Origin of the sequence: Serratia sp. (in: enterobacteria), assembly GCF_052400455.1 — a bacterium.
Taxonomy (GTDB): Bacteria; Pseudomonadota; Gammaproteobacteria; order Enterobacterales; family Enterobacteriaceae; genus Serratia; species Serratia ureilytica.
On record NZ_CP185812.1, the window covers coordinates 3,468,056 to 3,489,411 of the forward strand.

Consider the following 21,356-nt stretch of genomic DNA (forward strand, 5'->3'; position numbering starts at 1 on the left):
ATGGCAGCCTATCTGATACGCAGACTGTTGCTGGTGATCCCTACGCTGTGGGCGATCATCACCATCAACTTTTTTATCGTGCAAATCGCCCCCGGCGGCCCGGTCGATCAGGCCATCGCCGCCATCGAACTGGGTCAGGGCAGCGGTTTCGGCAGCGGCGGGGTCAATGAAGGCCTGGGGCACGCCAGAGCCGGCGTCCCGGCCGCGACCGAAGGGCAATACCGCGGCTCGCGCGGCCTGGATCCGGAGGTGATCGCCGAGATCACCCAGCGTTATGGCTTCGATAAACCGCTGCACGAACGCTATTTCACCATGCTGTGGAACTACATGCGCTTTGACTTCGGCGACAGCCTGTTTCGCGGCGCTTCGGTGATGCAACTGATCGGCCAAAGCCTGCCGGTCTCCATCACGCTGGGCCTTTGGAGCACGCTGATCATCTATCTGGTGTCGATCCCGCTCGGCATCCGCAAGGCCGTCCACAACGGCAGCGCGTTCGATACCTGGAGCAGCACGCTGATCATTATCGGCTACGCCATTCCGGCGTTCCTGTTCGCCATCCTGTTGATCGTGCTGTTCGCCGGCGGCAGCTATCTCGACTGGTTCCCGCTGCGCGGCCTGGTCTCCAGCAACTTCGATACCCTCTCGTGGCCGGCGAAGATCGCCGACTATCTGTGGCACATCACGCTGCCGGTGCTGGCGACGGTGATCGGCGGTTTCGCCACCCTGACCATGCTGACCAAAAACTCGTTCCTCGACGAGATCCGCAAACAGTACGTCACCACCGCTCGCGCCAAGGGCCTGGACGAGAAAAAGATCCTGTACCGCCACGTGTTCCGCAACGCCATGCTGCTGGTGATCGCCGGTTTTCCGGCCACCTTTATCAGCATGTTTTTCACCGGCTCGCTGCTGATTGAGGTGATGTTCTCGCTCAACGGCCTGGGGCTGCTGGGTTACGACGCCACGCTGCAGCGCGACTACCCGGTGATGTTCGGCACGTTGTATATCTTCACCCTGATCGGCCTGCTGTTGAACATCCTCAGCGATATCACCTATACCCTGGTCGATCCGCGCATTGACTTCGAGGCCCGCCAATGAGCCGCCTTAGCCCAATCAATCAGGCGCGCTGGGCGCGTTTTCGCCGCAACCGCCGCGGTTACTGGTCACTGTGGATCTTTCTGGCGCTGTTCACGCTCAGCCTGGCCGCCGATCTTATCGCCAACGACAAACCGCTGTTGGTGCGTTATGAAGGCCGGCTATACCTGCCGTTTATGATCAACTACAGCGAAACCGCGTTCGGCGGCGAACTGAACACCGAAGCCGACTATCAGGATCCGTTCGTCCAGCGCCAAATCGACCGACATGGCTGGGCGATCTGGGCGCCGATCCGTTTCAGCTACGACACGATCAACTTCGCCACCGAGGTGCCCTTCCCCTCCCCGCCTTCGCGCCATAACCTGCTGGGCACCGACAGCAACGGCGGTGACGTGCTGGCCCGCGTGCTGTATGGTTTTCGCATTTCGATGCTGTTCGGCCTGGCGCTGACGCTGTTTTCCAGCCTGATCGGCGTGTGCGTCGGCGCGACACAGGGGTATTACGGCGGGCGTTTCGATCTGTGGGGGCAACGCTTTATCGAAGTGTGGTCGGGCATGCCGACGCTGTTTCTGATCATTCTGCTGTCGAGCATCGTCCAGCCCAATTTCTGGTGGCTGCTCGGCATCACTATTCTTTTCGGCTGGATGAGCCTGGTGGGCGTAGTGCGCGCCGAGTTCCTGCGCACCCGCAACTATGACTATATCCGCGCCGCGCGCGCCATGGGCGTGCCGGATCGCGTGATCATGTCCCGCCACATGCTGCCCAACGCCATGGTGGCGACGCTGACCTTCCTGCCGTTTATCCTCTGCGGCTCGATCACCACCCTGACGTCGCTCGATTTTCTCGGCTTCGGTCTGCCGATCGGTTCGCCGTCGCTAGGCGAACTGCTGCTGCAAGGCAAAAACAATCTGCAGGCGCCGTGGCTCGGCATCACCGCCTTCCTGGTGCTGGCAGTGCTGCTGTCGTTATTAATCTTTATCGGCGAAGCGGTACGCGACGCCTTTGACCCCAGCAAGGCGCATTGATATGGCTACACCTCTGCTCGCCATCCAGGATCTCAGCATCGCCTTCCGCCAGGGCGACGCCGTCACGCCGGTGGTCAACGAACTCTCTTTGCAAATAGCCCCGGCGGAAACGCTGGCGCTGGTGGGAGAATCCGGCTCCGGCAAAAGCGTCACCGCCCTGTCGATACTGCGACTGCTGCCCGCGCCGCCGGTGGTTTACCCTGGCGGCGATATTCTGTTCAACGGCAACTCGTTGTTGCATGCGCCGGAGGCTGAACTGCGCAAGGTGCGCGGCAATCAGATCGCGATGATCTTTCAGGAACCGATGGTGTCGCTCAATCCGCTGCACACCATTGAGAAGCAACTGGCGGAAGTGCTGATGCTGCACCGCGGCCTGCGGCGCGAAGCCGCACGCGCAGAGATCGTCGACTGTCTGGAGCGCGTCGGCATCCGCCAGGCCAAAACCCGGTTGCAGGACTATCCACATCAACTCTCCGGCGGTGAACGCCAACGCGTGATGATCGCCATGGCGGTGTTAACCCGCCCGAAATTGCTGATTGCCGACGAACCCACCACCGCGCTCGACGTGACTATCCAGGCGCAGATCCTGACGCTGTTGCAAGAATTGAAACAAGAAATGGGCATGGGGTTGCTGTTCATCACCCATAACCTGAATATTGTGCGCCGTCTGGCGGACAACGTGGCGGTGATGCGTCAGGGCCGTTGCGTGGAGCAAAACGGCCGCGCACAGCTGTTCAGCCGGCCGCAGCATCCCTACACACGGCAACTGCTGGCCGCCGAGGAGGTCGGCGAACCGCTGCCGCTGCCGGCCGCAGCCAGCGCGCGCCCCGGCGATGAGCGGCCGCTGCTCAAGGTGGAAGATCTGCAGGTGCGATTCCCCATTCGGCGCGGCCTGCTGCGCCGCACGGTGGACTATCACTATGCGTTGAAGTCATTGAGTTTCGAACTGCGCGCCGGAGAGAGCGTGGGGCTGGTGGGGGAATCCGGATCGGGTAAAAGCACCACCGGGCTGGCGCTATTGCGTCTGCTGGCCTCGCAGGGGGCCATCTGGTTCGACGGCGAACCGCTGCACCCGCTGACGATGAAACAAATGCTGCCCTACCGCAGCCGGATGCAAATCGTCTTCCAGGATCCGTATTCCGCCCTCAACCCGCGCCTGAACGTACAGCAGATCATCGCCGAAGGGCTGGAAGTGCACCAGCGGCTGAACGCCGAGCAGCGGGAACAGCGCGTGATCGAGGTGTTGCAGGAGGTCGGCCTGGATCCGCAGCTGCGCCACCGCTACCCCACCGAGTTTTCCGGCGGCCAGCGCCAGCGCATCGCCATCGCGCGCGCGCTGATCCTGCAGCCGCAGCTGCTGATCCTCGACGAGCCGACCTCTTCACTGGATAAATCGGTGCAGGCGCAGATCCTGACGCTGCTGAAATCGCTGCAGCAACGCCACCGGCTGGCTTATCTGTTCATCAGCCATGACCTGCAGGTGGTGCGTTCGCTGTGCCACCAGGTGATTGTGCTGCGACAGGGAGAAGTGGTTGAGCAGGGAGACTGCCGGGCGATTTTCGCGGCACCCGCAGCCGACTATACCCGACAACTGTTGCAGTTGGCGGATTAGCGGCGAATTCAGAAGGGGTATTGCGCGCTGAGCGGTTCGGCGATCGCGGCGCCGACGTTTTTCAGGCGGCACATCGTCGCGCTCTCATCGCTGCGCTGCACAAACAGGCAAGGTTCCCCTTCCCATTCGACGATCGCGCAGTCGACCTGAATCTCCTGCAACGACAGATTAAGCTGTTGCATCACCTGCCAGGCCTCGGCCCCTTCATGGCTGAGCAGCTTCAGCCCAATCAGGTTGTTATCCTCGTCTATTCCGTTAAACGGAATCGGTTCGACCTTTACGCCGGTGAAACCGGATAGCCAACGATAACTTTGCGGCAAGCGATGCACTACCGAAAGTTGGATACTCTCCACATGAAATCCCTAGTTTGAAAAGGTGAAACACTTTTACCTGACAGGGTTACTAAGTTATAGCCGTTGACTCCCGACTCTGCCGCGCACAAATGTTATTTAAATGTAAATTTTGCCGCAAGCCATTAACCTGACCCCGTGCTTGCCGATGCCGTGCCATTTTTTGGCGCGCCGTGCGGTGTTATTTCACGGCATTTTGCGACTCAGCTCGCATTTTTGCGTTATATGTAACCCTTTCCCGCAGCGATCTCAACTCTTTTTTCTTGCAATGCGACTACTTTTTCGTCGCCATATTTTTACATTGAAGAAACATTTCACCCGTCGCGTTAGCGCACCGTCGTCCGCTAATGCCTTGATTTACATCACCCCTATTGCAAACCGCCCGCACCGACCCGCCGGCAAAACGCCGCGCATACCGGAGGATATCGGGCAGCTCAGCGACGATATTTTTTAACAAAAAGCACACAGAAGGGTAAATGACTCATTGATTAGCAGGCATATGTTTAGCAACAAAATTTTCATTGCCGGTTGCACCACAAACTGGCAAGGCGCAACCCCGTGACGGCTCGGGACAACCTCGCCCCGAACCTGGAGAACGTCAGGCTGCGCGATCGCGCGGCCGGCTGGCGTACAGATAGAACAACACCGCCACAATGCTGCACAGCGCCATCGAGGTGACCATCGGCCAGGCACTCTTGCCCGGCGCCATCGACAGAATCGCGCCCACCAGCGCGCCGATGCTGAACCGCAACGTACCGGCCAGGGAAGACGCGGTGCCCGCCATATGCGGAAAATCATCCAGGATCACCGCCATGGCGTTGGAGGAGATCATCGCGATGCACCCCAGATAGACCGCTACGCCGATCACCAGCGCCCAGAAGCCCAGCCCGACGGCGCTCACCGCCAGCAGCCACAGCCCCATCGCCAGCTGCACCAGCAGCCCCAGTTTGAACATCTTGACCGCGCCGAATCGCCGCACGTTGCGGCTGTTGATCAGCGTCGTCAGGAACAGGAAGACGATATTCAGCGCAAAGTAGTAACCGAAGTGCTGCGGCGAAACCTGGTTCAGTTCGATGTAGACGAACGGCCCGGCGCTGAGGAACGAGAACATGCCGGCGAACGAGAAGGCGCTGGCCAGCATGTAGCTCAGCACCCGCTTGTGGCGGAACAGCGAACCGAAGTTGCCCAGCGTAGTGCGCAGGTGGAACCGCTGTCGCCGCTCTTTCGGCAACGTCTCCTTGATGAACAAGGCCACCAGCAGTGAACCGATCAGCGCCGCGGCGCCCATGGTCCAGAAGATGGCATGCCAGTTGAACCACAGCAGCAGCGCCCCGCCGATCATCGGCGCCAGCAGCGGCGCGATGGTCATCACCAGAATGACGAACGACATCATGCGCGAGAACTCGTCCTTGGTGAACATGTCGCGCATCAAGGCGTTGATCACCACGCTGGCGGCGGCGGCGGCCAGGCCGTGCAAGAAACGCAGTCCGATCAGCTGATCGATCGACTGCGCCATGGCGCAGGCGCAACCGGCGATGGCGAAGATCAGCGTTCCCCACAGGATCACCGGTTTGCGGCCGATGCTGTCCGACATCGGCCCATAGAACAGCTGCCCGAAGGCGAAGCCGAGCATATAGGCGCTGAGCGTCATCTGCACGCTGCCGGACTCGACGCCAAACTGGGCGGCGATCACCGGCATGCTGGGCAGGTACATGTCGATGGCCAGCGGCATCAGCATGGACAGCAGGCCCAGAATGAAAATCAAACCGAGATGAGAGGTTCGGTTCTGTTGCACGTTCCACGACTCCTTAATCGGCCGCAATCAATGATCGGTTATCAGTCCTGCAGGTGCGGCGCGCCCACGCTGGCGATCTCTTCTTCGGTCAGTGGGCGGTATTCGCCCGGCGCAAGATCGTCATCCAGCACGATGGCGCCGATGCGCTCACGGTGCAACTCGATCACCCGGTTGCCGACCGCAGCGAACATCCGCTTCACCTGGTGGTAGCGCCCTTCGCTGATGGTCAGGCGCACCACATGCTCGTCAACCTGCTCCAGCGTCGCCGGCCGCGTCAGATCTTTCTCGTTGTGCAGTTGCACCCCTGCGGCGAAACGCTGCGCGGTGTCTTCCGCCAGCGGGTGCTCCAGCGTCACCAGATAGGTTTTCTCGCAGTGGTGGCGCGGCGAGGTGACGCGGTGCGACCACTGGCCGTCATCGGTCATCAGCACCAGCCCGGTGGTGTCGATATCCAGCCGCCCGGCGGCGTGCAGTTTGTACGCGACCGGCTCATCGAGGAAGTACAGCACCGTCGGATGATCGGGATCGTCGGTGGAGCAGACGTAACCCTGCGGTTTGTTGAGCATGAAATAGCGCGGGCCGTTCTGCTGCTGCAGCGGATTGCCGTCGAACGCCACCTCTTGTTCCGGGGTCAGTTTGACAGCCCCGCTCTTCACCACCTCACCGTCTACGGTGACGCGTTTAGCCCGAAGTTCGCGCGCGACCAGCGCACGGCTGATGCCTAACTGCTGAGATAAAAACTTGTCCAATCGCATGGGATCTGCTTTGCCTGTCGTTGTTATGATCGCATTGATCGTATTGCCAAAATATGACGCCCGCCGTTGCACCGGGTGCAAATGGCAGGCTCAGGGGGGAAATCGCGTGGGGGCACAGCGATTGCTGTCACACGAGTATAGCGGCACAACGCGCTGCCCGACAGGGGTAATTTTCACGCTTCTCGCACCGCGCGCGCTCAGAAGGCATAATATAGACATTTCTCGGTCGCCCGGGGCGTAAAATGTCAGCGTTTCTGTGGCAACAGCGCTGACAAACCTAACCCCCGCGGCCCATTCCAACCTACGGCGTTCATTTATGGCCTTTACCCTACGCCCCTACCAACTGGAAGCGGTCGAAGCCACCATCAACCATTTCCGGCGGCATCCCGAGCCTGCGCTGATCGTGCTGCCGACCGGCGCCGGCAAAAGCCTGGTGATCGCCGAGCTGGCGAAGCGCGCCCGTGGGCGAGTGCTGGTGTTGGCGCACGTCAAGGAACTGGTGGCGCAAAACCACGCCAAATACTGCGCCTACGGCCTGGAGGCGGACATCTTCGCCGCCGGGTTGCAACAAAAAGAGAGCGCAGGCAAGGTGGTGTTCGGCAGCGTGCAGTCGGTGGCGCGCAACCTGCCGCTGTTCGACGGCGCCTTCTCGCTGCTGATCGTCGATGAATGCCATCGCATCAGCGACGACGACGACAGCCAGTACCAGCAAATCATCCAGCACCTGCAGAAAACCAACCCGCAATTGCGGCTGCTGGGGCTGACCGCCACGCCGTACCGGCTGGGCACAGGCTGGATTTATCAGTACCACTACCACGGTTTCACCCGCGGCGACAGCGCCAGTCTGTTTCGCGACTGCATCTATGAGCTGCCGCTGCGCTACATGATTAAACACGGTTTTCTGGTGCCGCCGGAGCGGCTGGATATGCCGATCGTGCAATACGACTTTAGCCGTCTGGAGGCCAGGAGCAACGGCCTGTTCAGCGAAGCGGACCTGAACCGTGAGCTGAAACGGCAAAACCGCGTCACGCCGCACATCATCAGCCAGATTGTGGAGTATGCCGACGATCGCAAAGGGGTGATGATCTTCGCCGCCACCGTCGAGCACGCCCGCGAGATCCACGGCCTGCTGCCGAACGGCGAAGCCGCGCTGGTCAGCGCCGAAACGCCGCCCGCCGAGCGCGATGCGCTCATTGAGGCGTTCAAGCAGCAGCGGCTGCGCTATCTGGTCAACGTGGCGGTGTTAACCACCGGCTTCGACGCGCCGCACGTCGATCTGATCGCTATCCTGCGCCCCACTGAGTCCGTCAGCCTGTATCAGCAGATCGTCGGGCGCGGGCTGCGTTTGGCGCCCGACAAAAAGGATTGCCTGATCCTCGACTACGCCGGCAACCCGCACGATCTGTTTACGCCGGAGGTCGGCGTCAGCAAACCGCACGGCGACAGCCAGCCGGTGCAGGTGTTCTGCCCGGCCTGCGGTTTCGCCAACCTGTTTTGGGGCAAGTGCACCGAAAACGGCGACATCATCGAACACTACGGCCGCCGCTGCCAGGGCTGGCTGGAGGACGACGACGGCCACCGCGAACAGTGCGATTACCGCTTCCGGTTCAAGAGCTGCCCGCACTGCGGCGCGGAGAACGATATCGCCGCGCGCCGTTGCCATCAGTGTCAGGAGGTGTTGGTCGATCCCGACGACATGCTGAAGGCGGCGCTGAAGCTGAAAGACGCGCTGGTGCTGCGTTGCGGCGGCATGGAGTTGCAAAGCGGCCGCGACGAAAAGGGCGAATGGCTGAAGGCCACCTATTACGACGAGGACGGCACCAGCACCAGCGAGCGCTTCCGCCTGCAGACGCCGGCGCAGCGCAAAGCGTTCGAGATGCTGTTCCTGCGCCCGCACCAGCGCGCGCCGGGCGTGCCGTTCGCTTGGCACACCGCCGCCGACGTGCTGGCGCAACAGCAAGCGCTGCGCCATCCGGATTTCGTGGTGGCACGCAAGCGCGGGCAGTTTTGGCAGGTGCGTGAGAAAGTGTTCGATTATCAAGGCCGTTTCCGCCGTGCCAATCAGTTGGCCTGAGCGAACGGCCCTCAATCTGGGCAGGTTTTCGTTGCCCTGTGGGCGGCTTTCCGTTAAAATGCCGCGCGCTTTACCTGGGCCTGCCCAGCGTTAAAGCGGAATTCCGAACTTGCTACTTGGGTCGCCTGTAGCAGGGTAAATTTTCTTTTAAGAGAAAAAACAATGTTCACTATCAATGCAGAAGTACGTAAAGACCAGGGTAAAGGTGCGAGCCGCCGCCTGCGTGCAGCAAACAAATTCCCAGCTATCGTTTACGGTGGCAAAGAAGCTGCAGTTTCCATCGAATTGGATCATGATTCTGTCAAGAACATGGAAGCTAAACCAGAATTCTACAGCGAAGCAGTAACTCTGGTTATCGACGGTAAAGAAACCAAAGTTAAGGTTCAGGCTGTACAGCGTCACCCGTTCAAGCCAAAACTGGCTCACATCGACTTCGTTCGCGTTTAATCGCTACGTTTTCGAACCTTTCGGGACGCCGAAATAAAGAACGCCGCAATTGCGGCGTTTTTTATTGTCTGCGATTCGGCAAGCTTACTTGCCGCTGCCGGTCCGGCGCTGCAGCTGATCGCGCAGGTTCGGCGGCGTGCCTCTGATGGTCAGCGTGTCGGTGGCCGCATCCCAGAAAATGCGCTCGCCCAGCAGCATGGCGTCGAAGTTCAGACTGATACCGCCGCCGCTGCCGGCGAATTTGGTCAGCTGGCGCAGCGTGCCGCGATCCGCCGGGAAGCTGTCTTCCAGCTGATAGCCTTGCTCGCTGGAGAACTGCATGAAGTCTTTCTCACCGACCGGCGACAGTTCCTGCGACAGCGCCTGCAGTTCGATCTCTTCGCCCGCCTGCAGCTGTTCGTTGCAGTAGCTGTACACCTGCTGGCGCACCGACTGGCGCTCATTCTTGTCCAGCTGCGCGTCGGCGCAGTAGTCATCCACCGCCTGCAGCAGCCCGCGGTTTTGCGCCTTGGTGTCCAACCCTTCGGACGCCGCCAGGAAATCCATGAAGAAGTCGGCGACCTTACGGCCCACGCGCCCGCGCAGGAAGGTCAGATAGCGGGTCGATTCCGGGTTGGTTTCCCACTCGGTCAGATCGATGCGCGCAACGATATCGGCGTTGTTGATGTCCAGATAGTGCGTAGTGTTGATATCCAGCTCTTCGTTGACGCGCATGCTGTTACGGCTGTTCAGCACCGCGATCAGCAGGTACTCGACCGCCAGATAACGGTATTGACCGAACAGCACCACGCCGCCTTCGGCGAATGGATACTTCGCCAGTTCGTCGCGCAGACGGCCGGTCGCCGCGCGGCTGAAGGCCAGAAAGTCCTTATCGTCCTTGCGGCAGGTGCGCAACGCTTCCGCCAGCTCGCTGCCCTCGTTGAACAAGCCCAGGGCCTTGCTCTTGGCGCTGTAGACGCGATGCAGTTCCGCCATCATTTCTTCCACCGCCGCGTTGGTGGGAAGCAAGGAATCGCGCAGCACCACGTCCAGCGTTTGCTCGTCGCGTTTCACCAACTGGTGCAGAGCGATCTGGTCGATATCCAGACTCATGGTAAATCCTCCTGTTCTTTAGGCGCGTATTCAAACACTGAAGGCCCCGCCCTGCAATACTAAAAAACCGCGGCAAACCGGAAAGGCGCAGCGGTGAGCCGCCCCGCCGCGGGCGAACCCTTTCCCGAATGACAGGAAGTGATAAAAGAGCGGAAAATCACTGTCCTATACGGTAAGATAGGGCACTTTGCAGATTACTAAGCGCAATTTTATGCCACAATCATCCCGTTACAGTGACGAACACGTTGAACAACTGCTCTCAGAGCTGGTCAATGTTCTGGAAAAACACCATACCCCCACCGATCTTTCCCTGATGGTGCTGGGCAATATGGTCACTAATTTGATCAACACCAGCGTTGCCCCCGCGCAGCGGAAAACCCTGGCGAGATCGTTCGCGGAAGCCCTGCAGGCTTCTGTCCGTGAAGATAAAGCGCATTAATATTTATTTATGGTGACAAACCGTCAGCGTTATCGTGAAAAAGTCTCCCAGATGATCAGCTGGGGGCACTGGTTCGCCTTATTCAACATCCTGCTCGCCCTTGGGCTGGGCAGCCGCTACCTGTTTGTCACCGACTGGCCCGCTTCCCTGCTGGGCCGGGTCTATGCCTTGGTCAGCCTGCTGGGGCATTTCAGCTTTATCGTATTCGCCGGCTATTTGCTGGTGATCTTCCCGCTCACCTTCGTGGTGATGTCGCAGCGGCTGCTGCGATTTATTTCCGCCGCGCTGGCCACCGCCGGGCTCACGCTGTTGCTGGTCGACAGCGAGGTGTTCTCCCATTTCCACCTGCACCTCAATCCGGTGGTGTGGGATCTGGTGGTCAACCCGGATCAAAGCGAGCTGTCGCGCGACTGGCAGCTGATGTTTATCTGCGTGCCGGTGATCTTCCTGGTGGAGATGCTGTTCGGCACCTGGAGCTGGCAGAAGCTGCGCAGCCTGAACCGCCGCCGTTTCGGCAAGCCGCTGGCGGCGCTGTTCATCAGCGCCTTTTTCGCCTCGCACCTGATTTACATCTGGGCCGACGCCAACTTCTATCGCCCGATCACCATGCAGCGGGCCAACCTGCCGCTCTCGTACCCGATGACCGCGCGCAAGTTCCTCGAAAAACACGGCCTGCTCGATCAGCAGGAATATGAACGCCGCCTGGTGCAACAGGGCAATCCGGAAGCGGTGGCGGTGGAGTACCCGCTCAGCGATCTCAGCTACGGCGATAAAGGCAGCGGCTATAACCTGCTGATGATCGTGGTGGACGGCATTCGCGCCAAAGACGTGGCGCAGGACATGCCGACGCTGACGCGTTTCGCCCAGGAAAACGTGCGCTTCAGCGATCACTACAGCTCGGGCAACCACGCCGACACCGGGCTGTTCGGCCTGTTCTACGGCATTTCCCCGACCTATCTGGACAGCGTGCTCGCCGGCCGCAAGCCGTCGGCGCTGATCAACGCGCTCGGCGAGCAGGGTTACCAACTGGGGCTGTTCTCGTCCGACGGCTTCAACGCCAGCCTGTACCGTCAGGCCCTGTTGACCGACTTCTCGCTGCCGACGCCGGCGCCGCAAAGCGACGCGCAAACCACGCAGCAATGGCAACGTTGGCTGACGGATCAGGGCGACAAAGAGCCGTGGTTCTCCTATATCAACTTCAGCGGCGCCGAGCCGGCCGAAGGCGCTAAAACTCCGGCGCCGGCCGATTTTATCCAACGCTATCGCACCGGCGCTCAGGACGTGGACGCCCAGATAGCCCAGGTGCTGGATACCCTGAAACAGCGCGGCCTGCTGGATAAAACCGTGGTGGTGATCACCGCCGAGCACGGCGTCGAGTTCAACGACAGCGGCAAAGGCCAATGGGGCGCCGGCACCGCCTTCAACCAGGCGCAGCTGCAGGTGCCGCTGGTGATCCACTGGCCGGGCACGCCGGCGCAGACCATCAACAAGCTGACCGGCCATAACGACGTGATGCGTACCTTGATGCAACGGCTGCTGCACGTGAAAACCGCGCCGAAAGACTATTCGCAAGGCGAAGATCTGTTTACCGCCCAGCGCCGCAACAACTGGATCGCCACCGGCGATGGCAATCAGCTGGTGATCACCACGCCGACGCAGACGCTGATGCTGGACAACAGCGGCAACTATCGCGTCTACGATCAGAACGGCGATGAAATAAAAGACGAGAAACCGCAGCTTGCTCTGCTGTTGCAGGTGCTGACCGATGTAAAACGCTTTATCGCCAACTAACTGCTTAAAACTAAAGCAATCAAGTGGTAAGGCGCTTGCATAAACATCGAGAATCGGTAGTATGATTTTTCATAGCGTCGGCATGTAGCGCAGCCTGGTAGCGCACCGTCATGGGGTGTCGGGGGTCGGAGGTTCGAATCCTCTCATGCCGACCAAATTCAAGAAAACCTGCTGTAACAGCAGGTTTTTTTTCGTCTGTACGTGAGAGGATGAGAGCGCAGACGCTGCCCCCCTGCCTCCCCCAACGATCATTGCGCGCCTCGCTTTCGCGACGGCCTTTCTCTTTACCAGGCTCAGGCTGAGATTTTGTCTTGTTGGTTTTCGGGCGCTGCGGCGATGAACGCCGGTAGCTGAGTACAGGCGTCGTAAATCGCTTTACAGCGCGGGTACCCGCTCAGATCGCACCCCATCCGCAGGGCATTCGCCCACTGAGGGATCAGACAGCAATCTGCCAACGTCGGGCTGTCGCCAACGCAGAAGGGCCCTGGCGGCCTCTGGAGCAACAGCTGTTCCACGGCGCTCAGCCCTTGCCGGATCCAGTGCGCATACCAGCGTTTTTTCTCTTCCTCACTCACCTTCAGCTCTTCACTCAGGTAGCGTAACACCCGTAGGTTATTGACCGGGTGAATATCGCAAGCGATGACATAAACGATTTCCAGTACCCGGCTGCGCGCCGGATCGGCCGTCGGCAACAGCGGCGACTGGGGGAAATGGCGATCCAGCCAGTCGGTAATCGCCAGCGACTGGCTGAGAGACTCGCCGTCGTCCGTGAGCAGCGTCGGCACCAGCCCGACCGGGTTCATACGCCGATAAGCCAGCTCATTCTGCTGCCCGATGCGAATATTGACGCCCACCGTCTGGTAATGGATACCTTTCAGCGCCAGCGCAATGCGCACGCGGTAGGACGCAGAGCTATTAAAAAAACTGTACAGCTTCATCATTCACCTCAGAATCAGCCTCAGACAATCTTCACGGCGATAGGGGTAAGCCCCTCTACATTCCCGGTAATCACATCGCCTTTCACCACCGCCCCCACCCCTTCCGGCGTGCCGGTAAAAATCAGATCGCCGGGCTGCAGCTCAAAAAAGCCGGACAGATAGCTGATGGTTTCATTCACCGACCAGATCAGATGACGGATGTCGCTGCGCTGACGATCGCTGCCATTGACCTGCAGCCAGATAGGCGCATGGTTGACGTCTGCGCTGTCGCCGGCTTTATGCAGTGGCGCGATGGGCGCAGAGAGATCGAACGACTTACCGATTTCCCATGGGCGCCCCATTTGACGCATGTCCATCTGCCGATCGCGGCGGGTCATATCCAGGCCCGTGGCATATCCCCAGATATATTCATGCGTGTTTTCCAACGGAATATCGCTCCCCCGTTTACCAATCGCCACCACCAGTTCGATTTCGTAGTGATAGTTGTCCGTTTGCGCCGGATACGGCAGCGCCAGCGTTTCGCCGGCCGCCACCGGCACCACCGCATCGGCAGGCTTGCAGAAGAAGAACGGCGGCTCACGATCCGGATCAAAGCCCATTTCGCGAGCATGGGCGGCATAGTTGCGCCCGACGCAGTAGACACGGTGCACGGGGAACTGTTTATCACTCCCCACGACAGGAACAGTCACGGGGGCTGGCGGTGCAAATACGTATTGCGTCATTTTGTCTCTCCCAAATTAATAACGTGCTTCACGGAACAGCCCCAGGGCTTCCTGAACCGGCCGGTCCGAAAAACTGAATAACACGGTGTCTTCATGCGCCTGAAACGACACGTCGAACCAGGTCGGCGCCACAAAGATATCTTTTGCCGAAAAGTGAAGGGTTTCGTTGCCGATGCTGACCTGGCCGCGCCCTTCCACCACGTGGTAGAGGGTGCTGTCCGTGGTGCGCGCTTTTCGTGAGGAAAAGCCTTTCGGCAACAGTTGCAGGAAGGCGCCCATCGAGGGCATGGGATAGCCGCCGGTCACCGGATTGACGTAGCGCATCTTGTAGCCGTCCCACTCGTCGGCGTCCCCCATGCGGGTGAGGTCGTACAGCGTTTCGCGGCTGCGATCGTAGCGGTAGTTGAAAATGGGCGATGAGTTGCCTTTCTGATGGCGCAGCGGCAGCATATTGGCCGCATAACGCGGTAAATAGTCCCCCTCCCGGCGCGTCACGGGCTGCTGTTCTTGCGGATAGTCTTCCGCGAAACCGCAGCCCAGCAGATTCACCAGCGGCAAATCCAGCCCGTCCAGCCATACCACCGGCTCAGCGCCGGGATTGCCGTGATCGTGCCAGCGCCACTGCGGCGTCAAAATGAAGTCGCCTTCATGCATTTGCGTTCGTTCGCCGTCAACGGCGGTAAACGCCCCTTTCCCTTCGACGATAAAACGCAACGCGGACTGATTATGGCGATGGCTCGGCGCAATTTCGCCCGGCATGATCAACTGCAATCCGGCGTACAGCGTCGGGGTGATGGCGGCTTGTCCGCGCAACATCGGGTTTTCCAGCACCAGCACGCGGCGCACTGCTTCTTTGGTGCCAATCAACTCGCCGCTGGCCAGCAGGTGCGGGCGAATCTCCTGATAGTTCCAGTAAGCCGGGGCGCAGTTTGCATTCGGCGTTGACGGTACCAGATGGTGCAGCGACTCCCACAACGGGGTCAGGTTCTGCCCGGAAATCTGCCGGTAAAACTGCTGGCGGCTGGGGTTAACATCCTGATGGCGTTCAGGCATAGGGATTCTCCTTTTTCATTCACGACGCTGCGCGAGGCAACGTGTCAGGGGCTGGGGCAGACAGACGAACGACAGCCGTCAACAGCATTAACATCACCGTACTGAGCGCCGCCGGAAGGGCAATAATGAAAAATAGCGTATCGAATGAGAAATTCATCGCCATCATCACGCCGCCGGAAAGCGAGCCGACAATCGCGCCGCAGCGGCCAATGGCATTGGACCAGCTGACGCCCGTCGCCCGGCTTTGCGTCGGATAGAGCGTGGCGGTCAAAGCATTCAGCCCGACCTGCGACCCGCTGATGCCGATGCCGGTGCCGAAGATGGCCAGCGCCATTTGCCACAGGCCGTTCTCGCTCAGGCCAATCATGACGATACACACGGCGCCCAAGGCGTAGCTCACCGCCAACACCCGGAAGGGATTGCATTTGTCCATCAACACGCCCAGCCCCAGCGCGCCCACCGTGCCGCCTATCTGGAAAGCGGCGGTTACCCAGGAGGCATGCCGCAGATCAATACCGCGGTGGTTAAGCAGCGTCGGCATCCAGCTGGAGAGCAGGTAGATGATCAGCATGCTCATGAAAAAAACCGCCCAGAGCATGAGGGTGATGCGCAACTGGCGGCCGGCGAACAGCGGGCTGATGCTGCCTTTGGCCGCCGTGGCGGCTTCGTTCAGATAAAAATGGGTTTCTTCATCGCACTCGCCAGTCATGGCGCTGACCGTTTTGGCAATCACCTTTTGCGGCAGTTGGCGGCGAACCTGCCAGCGCGGGGATTCCGGCAGGGCAAACAGCAGCGCCGCAAAGAGCATCAACGGCAAGACGCCGCCGAGCACCAAAATGCCGGACCACCCCACCCTCGGCACCAGTTGGGCGCTGACGATCCCGCCCAGGGCCGAACCGAGCGTGAAACCGCAGAACATCAGCGTGACCAGCGCGCCACGGCGGCGAGCGGGCAGATATTCAGAGGTCATCGTGATGGTGTTCGGCATCGCGCCCCCCAGGCCCAGGCCGGTGAGAAAACGCAAAACGACCAGCGTTTGCAGATCGGGGGAGAAGGCCGAAATCAGGCTCAGCGCGCCAAACAGCGCCACGCAGAGTTCGATAACGCGCTTGCGGCCAAAGCGGTCAGAGAGCGGACCGCAAAGCAGCGCGCCCGCCGTCAACCCCAGCAGCCCCGCGCCAAACAGCGGCGCCAGCTCACCGGCGGACAGCTGCCACTGGGCACGGATGTCGGGCGCGATGAAACCAATGGCCGCGGTGTCAAAACCATCGAGCATCACCACCAAAAAGCAGCAGAGAATGACGCGCCACTGCGTCTTGCCGATAGGGGCTGCGTCGATCAGTGCTTGTAAATCACGCCGTTGAGTCATAGTGAGCGCCTCGCAGCAGGTAGGGAGATGTCTGTGTTGTTTTAGGTATGTTACGAATTTGTATCTTTAGCGATAAAATGTACAATGGCTTTTCGGGCGGAGACATAACCGGAGGGTTATAACAAATGGCGAACTGGGCGCAGAAATTGAAGCTGCACCATCTGCAAATGTTGGTGGCATTGGGTGAACAGGGAAATCTGACCCACGTTGCGCGGATGATGAACATCTCCCAACCCGCTCTGTCAAAATGGTTGTCGCAGCTCGAAGATGAGATTGGGCTCACGCTCTTTGAGCGGCATAGCAAAGGGCTACGCCCCTCCGAGGGGGGAAATTGCTGCTTCAGCATGCGCAGCGTTTGATCAATGATCTGGAGCGTTCGCAGTCTGAAATCGCCCGCTTTAAGCAAGGCGGGCTGGTGGGAAGCCTGAAAATCGGCTGCTCGCCGGTGGCGACCGACTGCGTTTCACAGGCCATATTGAGCCTGCTGCAGGAAATGCCGACGCTGCATCTCAATATTGAGGAAAAGGTGATGACCCCACTGCTGCACGATCTGCTCGCGGGCGCGGTGGATGTCGTCGTGGGCCGCGTCGGGGGGCGGGCGCTGCAGCTGCCGCTCAACTATCAAGTGCTCTACACCGAACCGGTATGCTTCGTTGCCCGCCCTCACCATCCGCTGGCAAAATCCGCCTCCCTCACCTGGCACGATCTCACCCACTGGCGCTGGATAGTCTGGCCGACCGGCACGCCAATCCGCCTCAGCATCGATAATGCGTTGGCAGATAACGGCGTGATGCTGCCTGAAAACACGGTTGAATCGGCATCGATGAACGTCAGCACCAACCTGCTGCAAAGCAGCGACATGATCTCCATTCTTTCACTACGGCTGGCGCAGCGTTATGCCAGCCAGGGGCAACTGGCGATCCTGAACCTGCCGAAGATTGAGCAGAAAGGCAGCGTGGGTGTTTTCTGGCGCAACAGCGAGCCGCCTTTTGCCGCGCTGAGCCGCTTTTTGCAGCTGCTGACGCAGGCCAGATAAAAATCGCCTTAACGCGACGGCTCCCTTTTCTCGCAGAACGGGGATTCAGCGGCGGGCTTTACCGCACGCCGCGCAAGCAAGAATGATCGCATCATGCAAAATTCCGTCCCCCCTCTTGCCAACCCGAGCGGCTCAGGCCAGAATACTGTACATTAAATCAGTGTTTACAGGTGAGTCATGTTTGTAGAATTGGTATACGACAAACGCAACGTCGCTGGGCTGCCCAACGCCGCCGAGATTATTCGCAGCGAGCTGGAAAAACGCGTGCATGTGCTGTTCCCGGAGGCGGAAGTGCGCGTGAAACCGATGCAGGCCAACGGCCTGAACTCCGACGCCAGCAAAAGCGATCGCGAAAAGCTGAACCGGATGTTGGAAGAGATGTTCGAAGAAGCGGATCAGTGGCTGGTCACTGATATTTGACGGGAAAGAACGTTATTCGCAGGGGCGAACTCCCACTCAGCGGGAACCCTGCATAGCGGAACGGGCAGTGACTCTGCCCGAGCCTGGCGTCGATGATGCCGGCGCAGATACCTGAAACCGACTGCACCGGCATTATTTACCTGGCATCCATTCGAGTTTATGAAACCGCGTTGGTTTCCGATGGCGTGTCATCGTTTAACACCAGCGCCTCCGGCGGCAACACTTCCACCTCTTCACGCACCGGCATGGCGAGGCGCAGATCGATCCAGCGTCCCTCAGGGATATCCATCGCTTCGCCGGCCACGACCGTCGCGGTATCGATGTCAAAACGACGTTTGCTGATTTTCACCGTAATGACGCCGTCGTTATCGGTGGCGGTTTCCACAAAGCACAGGCGGTTGCCGTTCACGTCCTGCGGCACTTCGATAGTCCAGCCCTCCTTTGCCAACCCCAGCGATCCATTCAGCTGATAAAGTCCGGTAGCGATTCGTTCCGCGCTCACCCCGGCCGCTTCGCCATTAACGGCGACATAGCCGGCCAAATCAAAGCCGCCGTCCAGATAGTCCGCTTGCATATGCTGCGGCGCCGCGGACAATCTGGCGATCGGCGAGGCTTTCTTGATAAAGCCGTTGGCGTCAACGGTGGTGTTGGCTTCCGACCACATCCAAACCCAGGGGGTAAACGTAGCGCCATTCCAGCTGCGCACGGCAATTTTCCCCGATTGCGCCGCACTTACACCATAGCCGTAACAGGTTTGCACCGTCCGGTAACTGTCGTCGGTTCCCGCCTGCGTCACCGCCCACGATCGCGTATCGAGAAAGTGAGTGCCGACATCTTTGAAGGGATTGCCAATGGGATCTGTGCTCACATAACCCCGTCGGCTCTGCATTTGCGCATTGAAGTTGCCTTTATTTGCGGCGGTAGCACCTTTACTCAAGCCCCAATCTTTCAGGTTTGCAATATCCGCGACGGTGGGTTGATCGGACGAGCTAAATAATCGCGACCAGGTGATAGTCGAAGGCAATGCGGTAGATGAACTCCCCACCCAAGCCTGCCGCGAAACCGATGTGGCAAAATACGCGCAAGATGGCCCGCCATCCACCGGCAGCGTTAATATGCCCCCGGACACGTTGCCCGGCCGATTGGCCGTCGCTACCGTGTAGCGCTGAATGGAGGATTTATTATCCTTCGCAAATGCATCCTCGGTATGAATTGGTCCGGTACCAAAACCACCGATAGCAGATTGGGCGACAGTAGCATAATCAGGTAACGCCTGGGATTGCGAAAACGAAACGCCCGTGCGCATATCAATTTTCATCACCCCGCTCGGTTCCACCGATTGCTTTACCGCCTTATGCTCCCAGCGCAAGCCGGCCGCGTTCGCGTAGGTGATTTGCTCAACCGTATACCAGCAGTTGATGGTGAAAGTATTCACTTTCACATAGATATCATAATTATCGCGACTGGATTCAATAACCTGAATATCCAAGATCGCCGTTCCGGTATCGTTAAGAAAGGTGCCGCCGATACGATTGGCCTTATTGGTCGTATCGCTGGCGCCAAGATTACCCGTCCTCAGCATCAGGCGTGACAGGCCAGCGTTATAAACAAATCCGTTATAGCCGTTCGAACCGTAGAAATTGAGCGCGATCCCGACACCATTTTGCCCCACATTTTTAAACTGCCCCAACAGGAACCAAGTGGCGATATTGGTGTTGTTTTCCGGGAACTTGAACCGCACATTATCAAAGGCGGTCACCACCTGTGCGGCGCTCTTCGCCGCATTTTGCTCGCTGGTTTTCGCCGCCGCAGCGGAGGAAGAAGCCTTGCCTGCGGAGGCGGCCGCCTCTGCACGCAAACGATCGACGGTTTGCACAATCTCCGGCGTGATATCGCTTTCCCCTGGCCGGCTCAGGAAATCATTGAGCGTGCCGGGCAAGGAATCGCTATACACCTCGATAGCCCCCACCCGTTCCGGCTGTGCGCCATAGACAGAGATGATAACCTCGTAAGCGCCCGGCTCCACGGATAGAGCGTATTTACCGCTGTCATCCGTCACCGATTGTGATTTAGCCAGGCTCAATACCGTTGACGAGGTTCTGACTGCGCGCATGGTAATGGTTACGCCGGAACGAGGATCGCCATAAGGCCCTTTTAATACGCCGCTGATTAAAGTCATTGCACTTTCTCCATGAGTTCTTTGATTAATTCATCCTGGCGATCGATTCTATCCAGAGCCTGATTCAAGGCAGCCAAGGCCACATATCCCAACGTTGAATAATCGACGGATTTTACTCGAGTAACGGTTTCGCCATTTTGCAACTCTAAAGAACCACCTTCAGCAACAACCTGAGGAAGCTTCTTTTCAATTTCTTGTGCGATACCACCGATAAAGGGCTTGCCATCGCGCTTGCCGGTATAGAGTTTTAGACCACGAATGAGTGTTATGGGATCTTCAATTTCTTTTACTTCAGTTTTAATTCTAAGATCTGAGCCGGTCACCCAATTTCCAGTTAAGTTATTAAAGTCTCCGTTATTCTGTAGACGAACCTCATGCCAAACATTGGCATAATCCTTAAATGAAATCGCACCATAATCAGTTACACCAATTTCACGGCGACAAAACATTTGCATAGCTGTGACAACACCACCTGCAGTTGTCATAACCGATAGTAATGTCGGGCCATCTACAGTTCCGGTAGATCTAGTAAACGTCTTTTCAGCACGGACATTAGACGACCCCGTATCACCAGAGTTCAAATGAATCCCATTTCGCCCCATCATGGTATCATCAAATGTCGTTGACTTACGGAAGCGTGAATATCCCCCCACGTCAAGGTTTGCCGTTTGCCCTGTCACCAAAGAACCCTGTAAAGACAGTGAACCTTTAATTTCCTGGGCAGCGCTAATCGTCTTGTCTAATTTATTATTGAGTGAATCTGCAATATTATTCCAGGCTGGACCGGTATAGGTGCTGCCATCAGGGAGCGTTACCGTAATATTTCCGCTGCCGCTGAAGACCTGCTGCCAATTCTCTTTATCGGAATTCAACCCACGCAGGGCTTTCGCCGTCTCGGCAGCCAGCTGGGCAGTGATGGCGTTCATTGCATCGCGCGGTACAGCATTCCAGGCAACACCGACCTGAGTCGAGCCGTCATAGGCTTTAACCAGCGTTGCCTGCGTAGCATTATCAACGGTTTTAACCGGCAGCGTATAGGTTACGCCGCCGACCACGCTCACGATGAAATCACCGTCTTTCAGCTCGGTATTAAAGGCCGTTCCGGTACCTTTTACTATTGTGGAATTATTTGTTAGGGTGAGAGTGCCTGCTGGCATAAATATCCTC

At 58.6% G+C, this 21,356-nt stretch carries 18 protein-coding genes, 1 tRNA gene and 1 pseudogene; 10 read left to right on the forward strand and 10 right to left on the reverse strand.

Annotated features, from left to right (window positions below):
* From ACORQT_RS16800 to yejF, 3 genes are read left to right on the forward strand one after another with little or no spacing between them, the layout of a single operon-like run.
* On the forward strand, positions 1–1,095 hold the full coding sequence (locus tag ACORQT_RS16800) for a microcin C ABC transporter permease YejB (protein WP_033643818.1): 1,095 nt from the start codon (positions 1–3) through the stop codon (positions 1,093–1,095).
* Entirely contained in the window at positions 1,092–2,117 is a 1,026-nt protein-coding gene (locus ACORQT_RS16805; protein WP_042785062.1) for an ABC transporter permease, read from the forward strand. Before ACORQT_RS16800 ends, ACORQT_RS16805 begins: the two co-directional genes overlap by 4 nt.
* 1 nt (position 2,118) lies before the next feature.
* Positions 2,119–3,729 carry a microcin C ABC transporter ATP-binding protein YejF gene (yejF, locus tag ACORQT_RS16810; protein ID WP_042785063.1) on the forward strand — a complete coding sequence of 537 codons (1,611 nt, stop codon included), beginning with the start codon at positions 2,119–2,121 and terminating at the stop codon, positions 3,727–3,729.
* A gap of 8 nt (positions 3,730–3,737) precedes the next feature.
* On the opposite strand, the gene ACORQT_RS16815 is transcribed toward yejF, so the two are convergent.
* From ACORQT_RS16815 to rsuA, 3 genes are all read right to left on the reverse strand, one after another.
* Entirely contained in the window at positions 3,738–4,082 is a 345-nt protein-coding gene (locus ACORQT_RS16815; protein ID WP_004935763.1) for a YejG family protein, read from the reverse strand.
* Between the two features lie 595 nt (positions 4,083–4,677).
* Positions 4,678–5,874, reverse strand: a complete 1,197-nt coding sequence (locus ACORQT_RS16820) for a Bcr/CflA family multidrug efflux MFS transporter (RefSeq protein ID WP_042785064.1) — start codon at positions 5,872–5,874, stop codon at positions 4,678–4,680.
* Positions 5,875–5,915: 41 nt separating this feature from the next.
* Positions 5,916–6,629 (reverse strand): 16S rRNA pseudouridine(516) synthase RsuA, encoded by a 714-nt coding sequence (rsuA, locus tag ACORQT_RS16825; protein ID WP_033652527.1) that lies wholly within the window; start codon positions 6,627–6,629, stop codon positions 5,916–5,918.
* Positions 6,630–6,945: 316 nt separating this feature from the next.
* Here rsuA and ACORQT_RS16830 point away from each other — a divergent pair, with 316 nt between their 5' ends.
* Together ACORQT_RS16830 and rplY are read left to right on the forward strand one after the other, a co-directional pair.
* The gene (locus tag ACORQT_RS16830; RefSeq protein ID WP_042785066.1) at positions 6,946–8,703 is read left to right on the forward strand and encodes a DEAD/DEAH box helicase; all 1,758 of its coding nucleotides are present in this window, start codon (positions 6,946–6,948) and stop codon (positions 8,701–8,703) included.
* Between the two features lie 162 nt (positions 8,704–8,865).
* Positions 8,866–9,150 carry a 50S ribosomal protein L25 gene (rplY, locus tag ACORQT_RS16835; protein ID WP_004935776.1) on the forward strand — a complete coding sequence of 95 codons (285 nt, stop codon included), beginning with the start codon at positions 8,866–8,868 and terminating at the stop codon, positions 9,148–9,150.
* Positions 9,151–9,234: 84 nt separating this feature from the next.
* Here the strand turns inward: rplY and yejK are convergent, their stop codons facing one another.
* Complete coding sequence (yejK, locus tag ACORQT_RS16840) at positions 9,235–10,242, reverse strand: nucleoid-associated protein YejK (RefSeq protein WP_042785067.1); 1,008 nt, start codon at positions 10,240–10,242, stop codon at positions 9,235–9,237.
* A gap of 211 nt (positions 10,243–10,453) precedes the next feature.
* Between yejK and ACORQT_RS16845 the strand changes: the two genes are divergently transcribed.
* The 3 genes from ACORQT_RS16845 (at position 10,454) to ACORQT_RS16855 (ending at position 12,627) form a co-directional block, all read left to right on the forward strand.
* Positions 10,454–10,681, forward strand: coding sequence for a YejL family protein (locus tag ACORQT_RS16845; RefSeq protein ID WP_004935782.1), 228 nt, complete (start codon positions 10,454–10,456; stop codon positions 10,679–10,681).
* A 9-nt stretch (positions 10,682–10,690) separates the two neighbouring features.
* Positions 10,691–12,472 carry an LPS biosynthesis-modulating metalloenzyme YejM gene (gene yejM / locus ACORQT_RS16850; protein ID WP_033652524.1) on the forward strand — a complete coding sequence of 594 codons (1,782 nt, stop codon included), beginning with the start codon at positions 10,691–10,693 and terminating at the stop codon, positions 12,470–12,472.
* A gap of 78 nt (positions 12,473–12,550) precedes the next feature.
* Positions 12,551–12,627, forward strand: a tRNA-Pro gene (locus tag ACORQT_RS16855).
* 138 nt (positions 12,628–12,765) lie between these two features.
* Here the strand turns inward: ACORQT_RS16855 and maiA are convergent.
* The 4 genes from maiA to mhbT are packed head-to-tail and all read right to left on the reverse strand — an operon-like array spanning position 12,766 to position 16,554.
* Positions 12,766–13,410 carry a maleylacetoacetate isomerase gene (gene maiA / locus ACORQT_RS16860; protein WP_033643826.1) on the reverse strand — a complete coding sequence of 215 codons (645 nt, stop codon included), beginning with the start codon at positions 13,408–13,410 and terminating at the stop codon, positions 12,766–12,768.
* Positions 13,411–13,430: 20 nt separating this feature from the next.
* A complete protein-coding gene (locus tag ACORQT_RS16865) occupies positions 13,431–14,132 on the reverse strand; it encodes a fumarylacetoacetate hydrolase family protein (protein ID WP_164107143.1) in 702 nt (233 codons plus the stop codon).
* A 15-nt stretch (positions 14,133–14,147) separates the two neighbouring features.
* Entirely contained in the window at positions 14,148–15,185 is a 1,038-nt protein-coding gene (gtdA, locus tag ACORQT_RS16870; protein WP_042785069.1) for a gentisate 1,2-dioxygenase, read from the reverse strand.
* Between the two features lie 19 nt (positions 15,186–15,204).
* Positions 15,205–16,554, reverse strand: coding sequence for a 3-hydroxybenzoate transporter MhbT (gene mhbT, locus ACORQT_RS16875; protein WP_042785071.1), 1,350 nt, complete (start codon positions 16,552–16,554; stop codon positions 15,205–15,207).
* A gap of 125 nt (positions 16,555–16,679) precedes the next feature.
* Here mhbT and ACORQT_RS16880 point away from each other — a divergent pair.
* Together ACORQT_RS16880 and ACORQT_RS16885 are read left to right on the forward strand one after the other, a co-directional pair.
* Positions 16,680–17,590, forward strand: a pseudogene (locus ACORQT_RS16880) (LysR family transcriptional regulator).
* Positions 17,591–17,767: 177 nt separating this feature from the next.
* Positions 17,768–18,010 (forward strand): DinI family protein, encoded by a 243-nt coding sequence (locus ACORQT_RS16885; protein WP_042785072.1) that lies wholly within the window; start codon positions 17,768–17,770, stop codon positions 18,008–18,010.
* A 157-nt stretch (positions 18,011–18,167) separates the two neighbouring features.
* Here the strand turns inward: ACORQT_RS16885 and ACORQT_RS16890 are convergent, their stop codons facing one another.
* Positions 18,168–20,189, reverse strand: a complete 2,022-nt coding sequence (locus ACORQT_RS16890; protein WP_108681597.1) for a phage tail fiber protein — start codon at positions 20,187–20,189, stop codon at positions 18,168–18,170.
* On the reverse strand, positions 20,186–21,346 hold the full coding sequence (locus tag ACORQT_RS16895; protein WP_108681599.1) for a tail fiber domain-containing protein: 1,161 nt from the start codon (positions 21,344–21,346) through the stop codon (positions 20,186–20,188). The genes ACORQT_RS16890 and ACORQT_RS16895 overlap by 4 nt, the downstream gene beginning before the upstream one ends.
* Positions 21,347–21,356 lie beyond the last annotated feature (10 nt).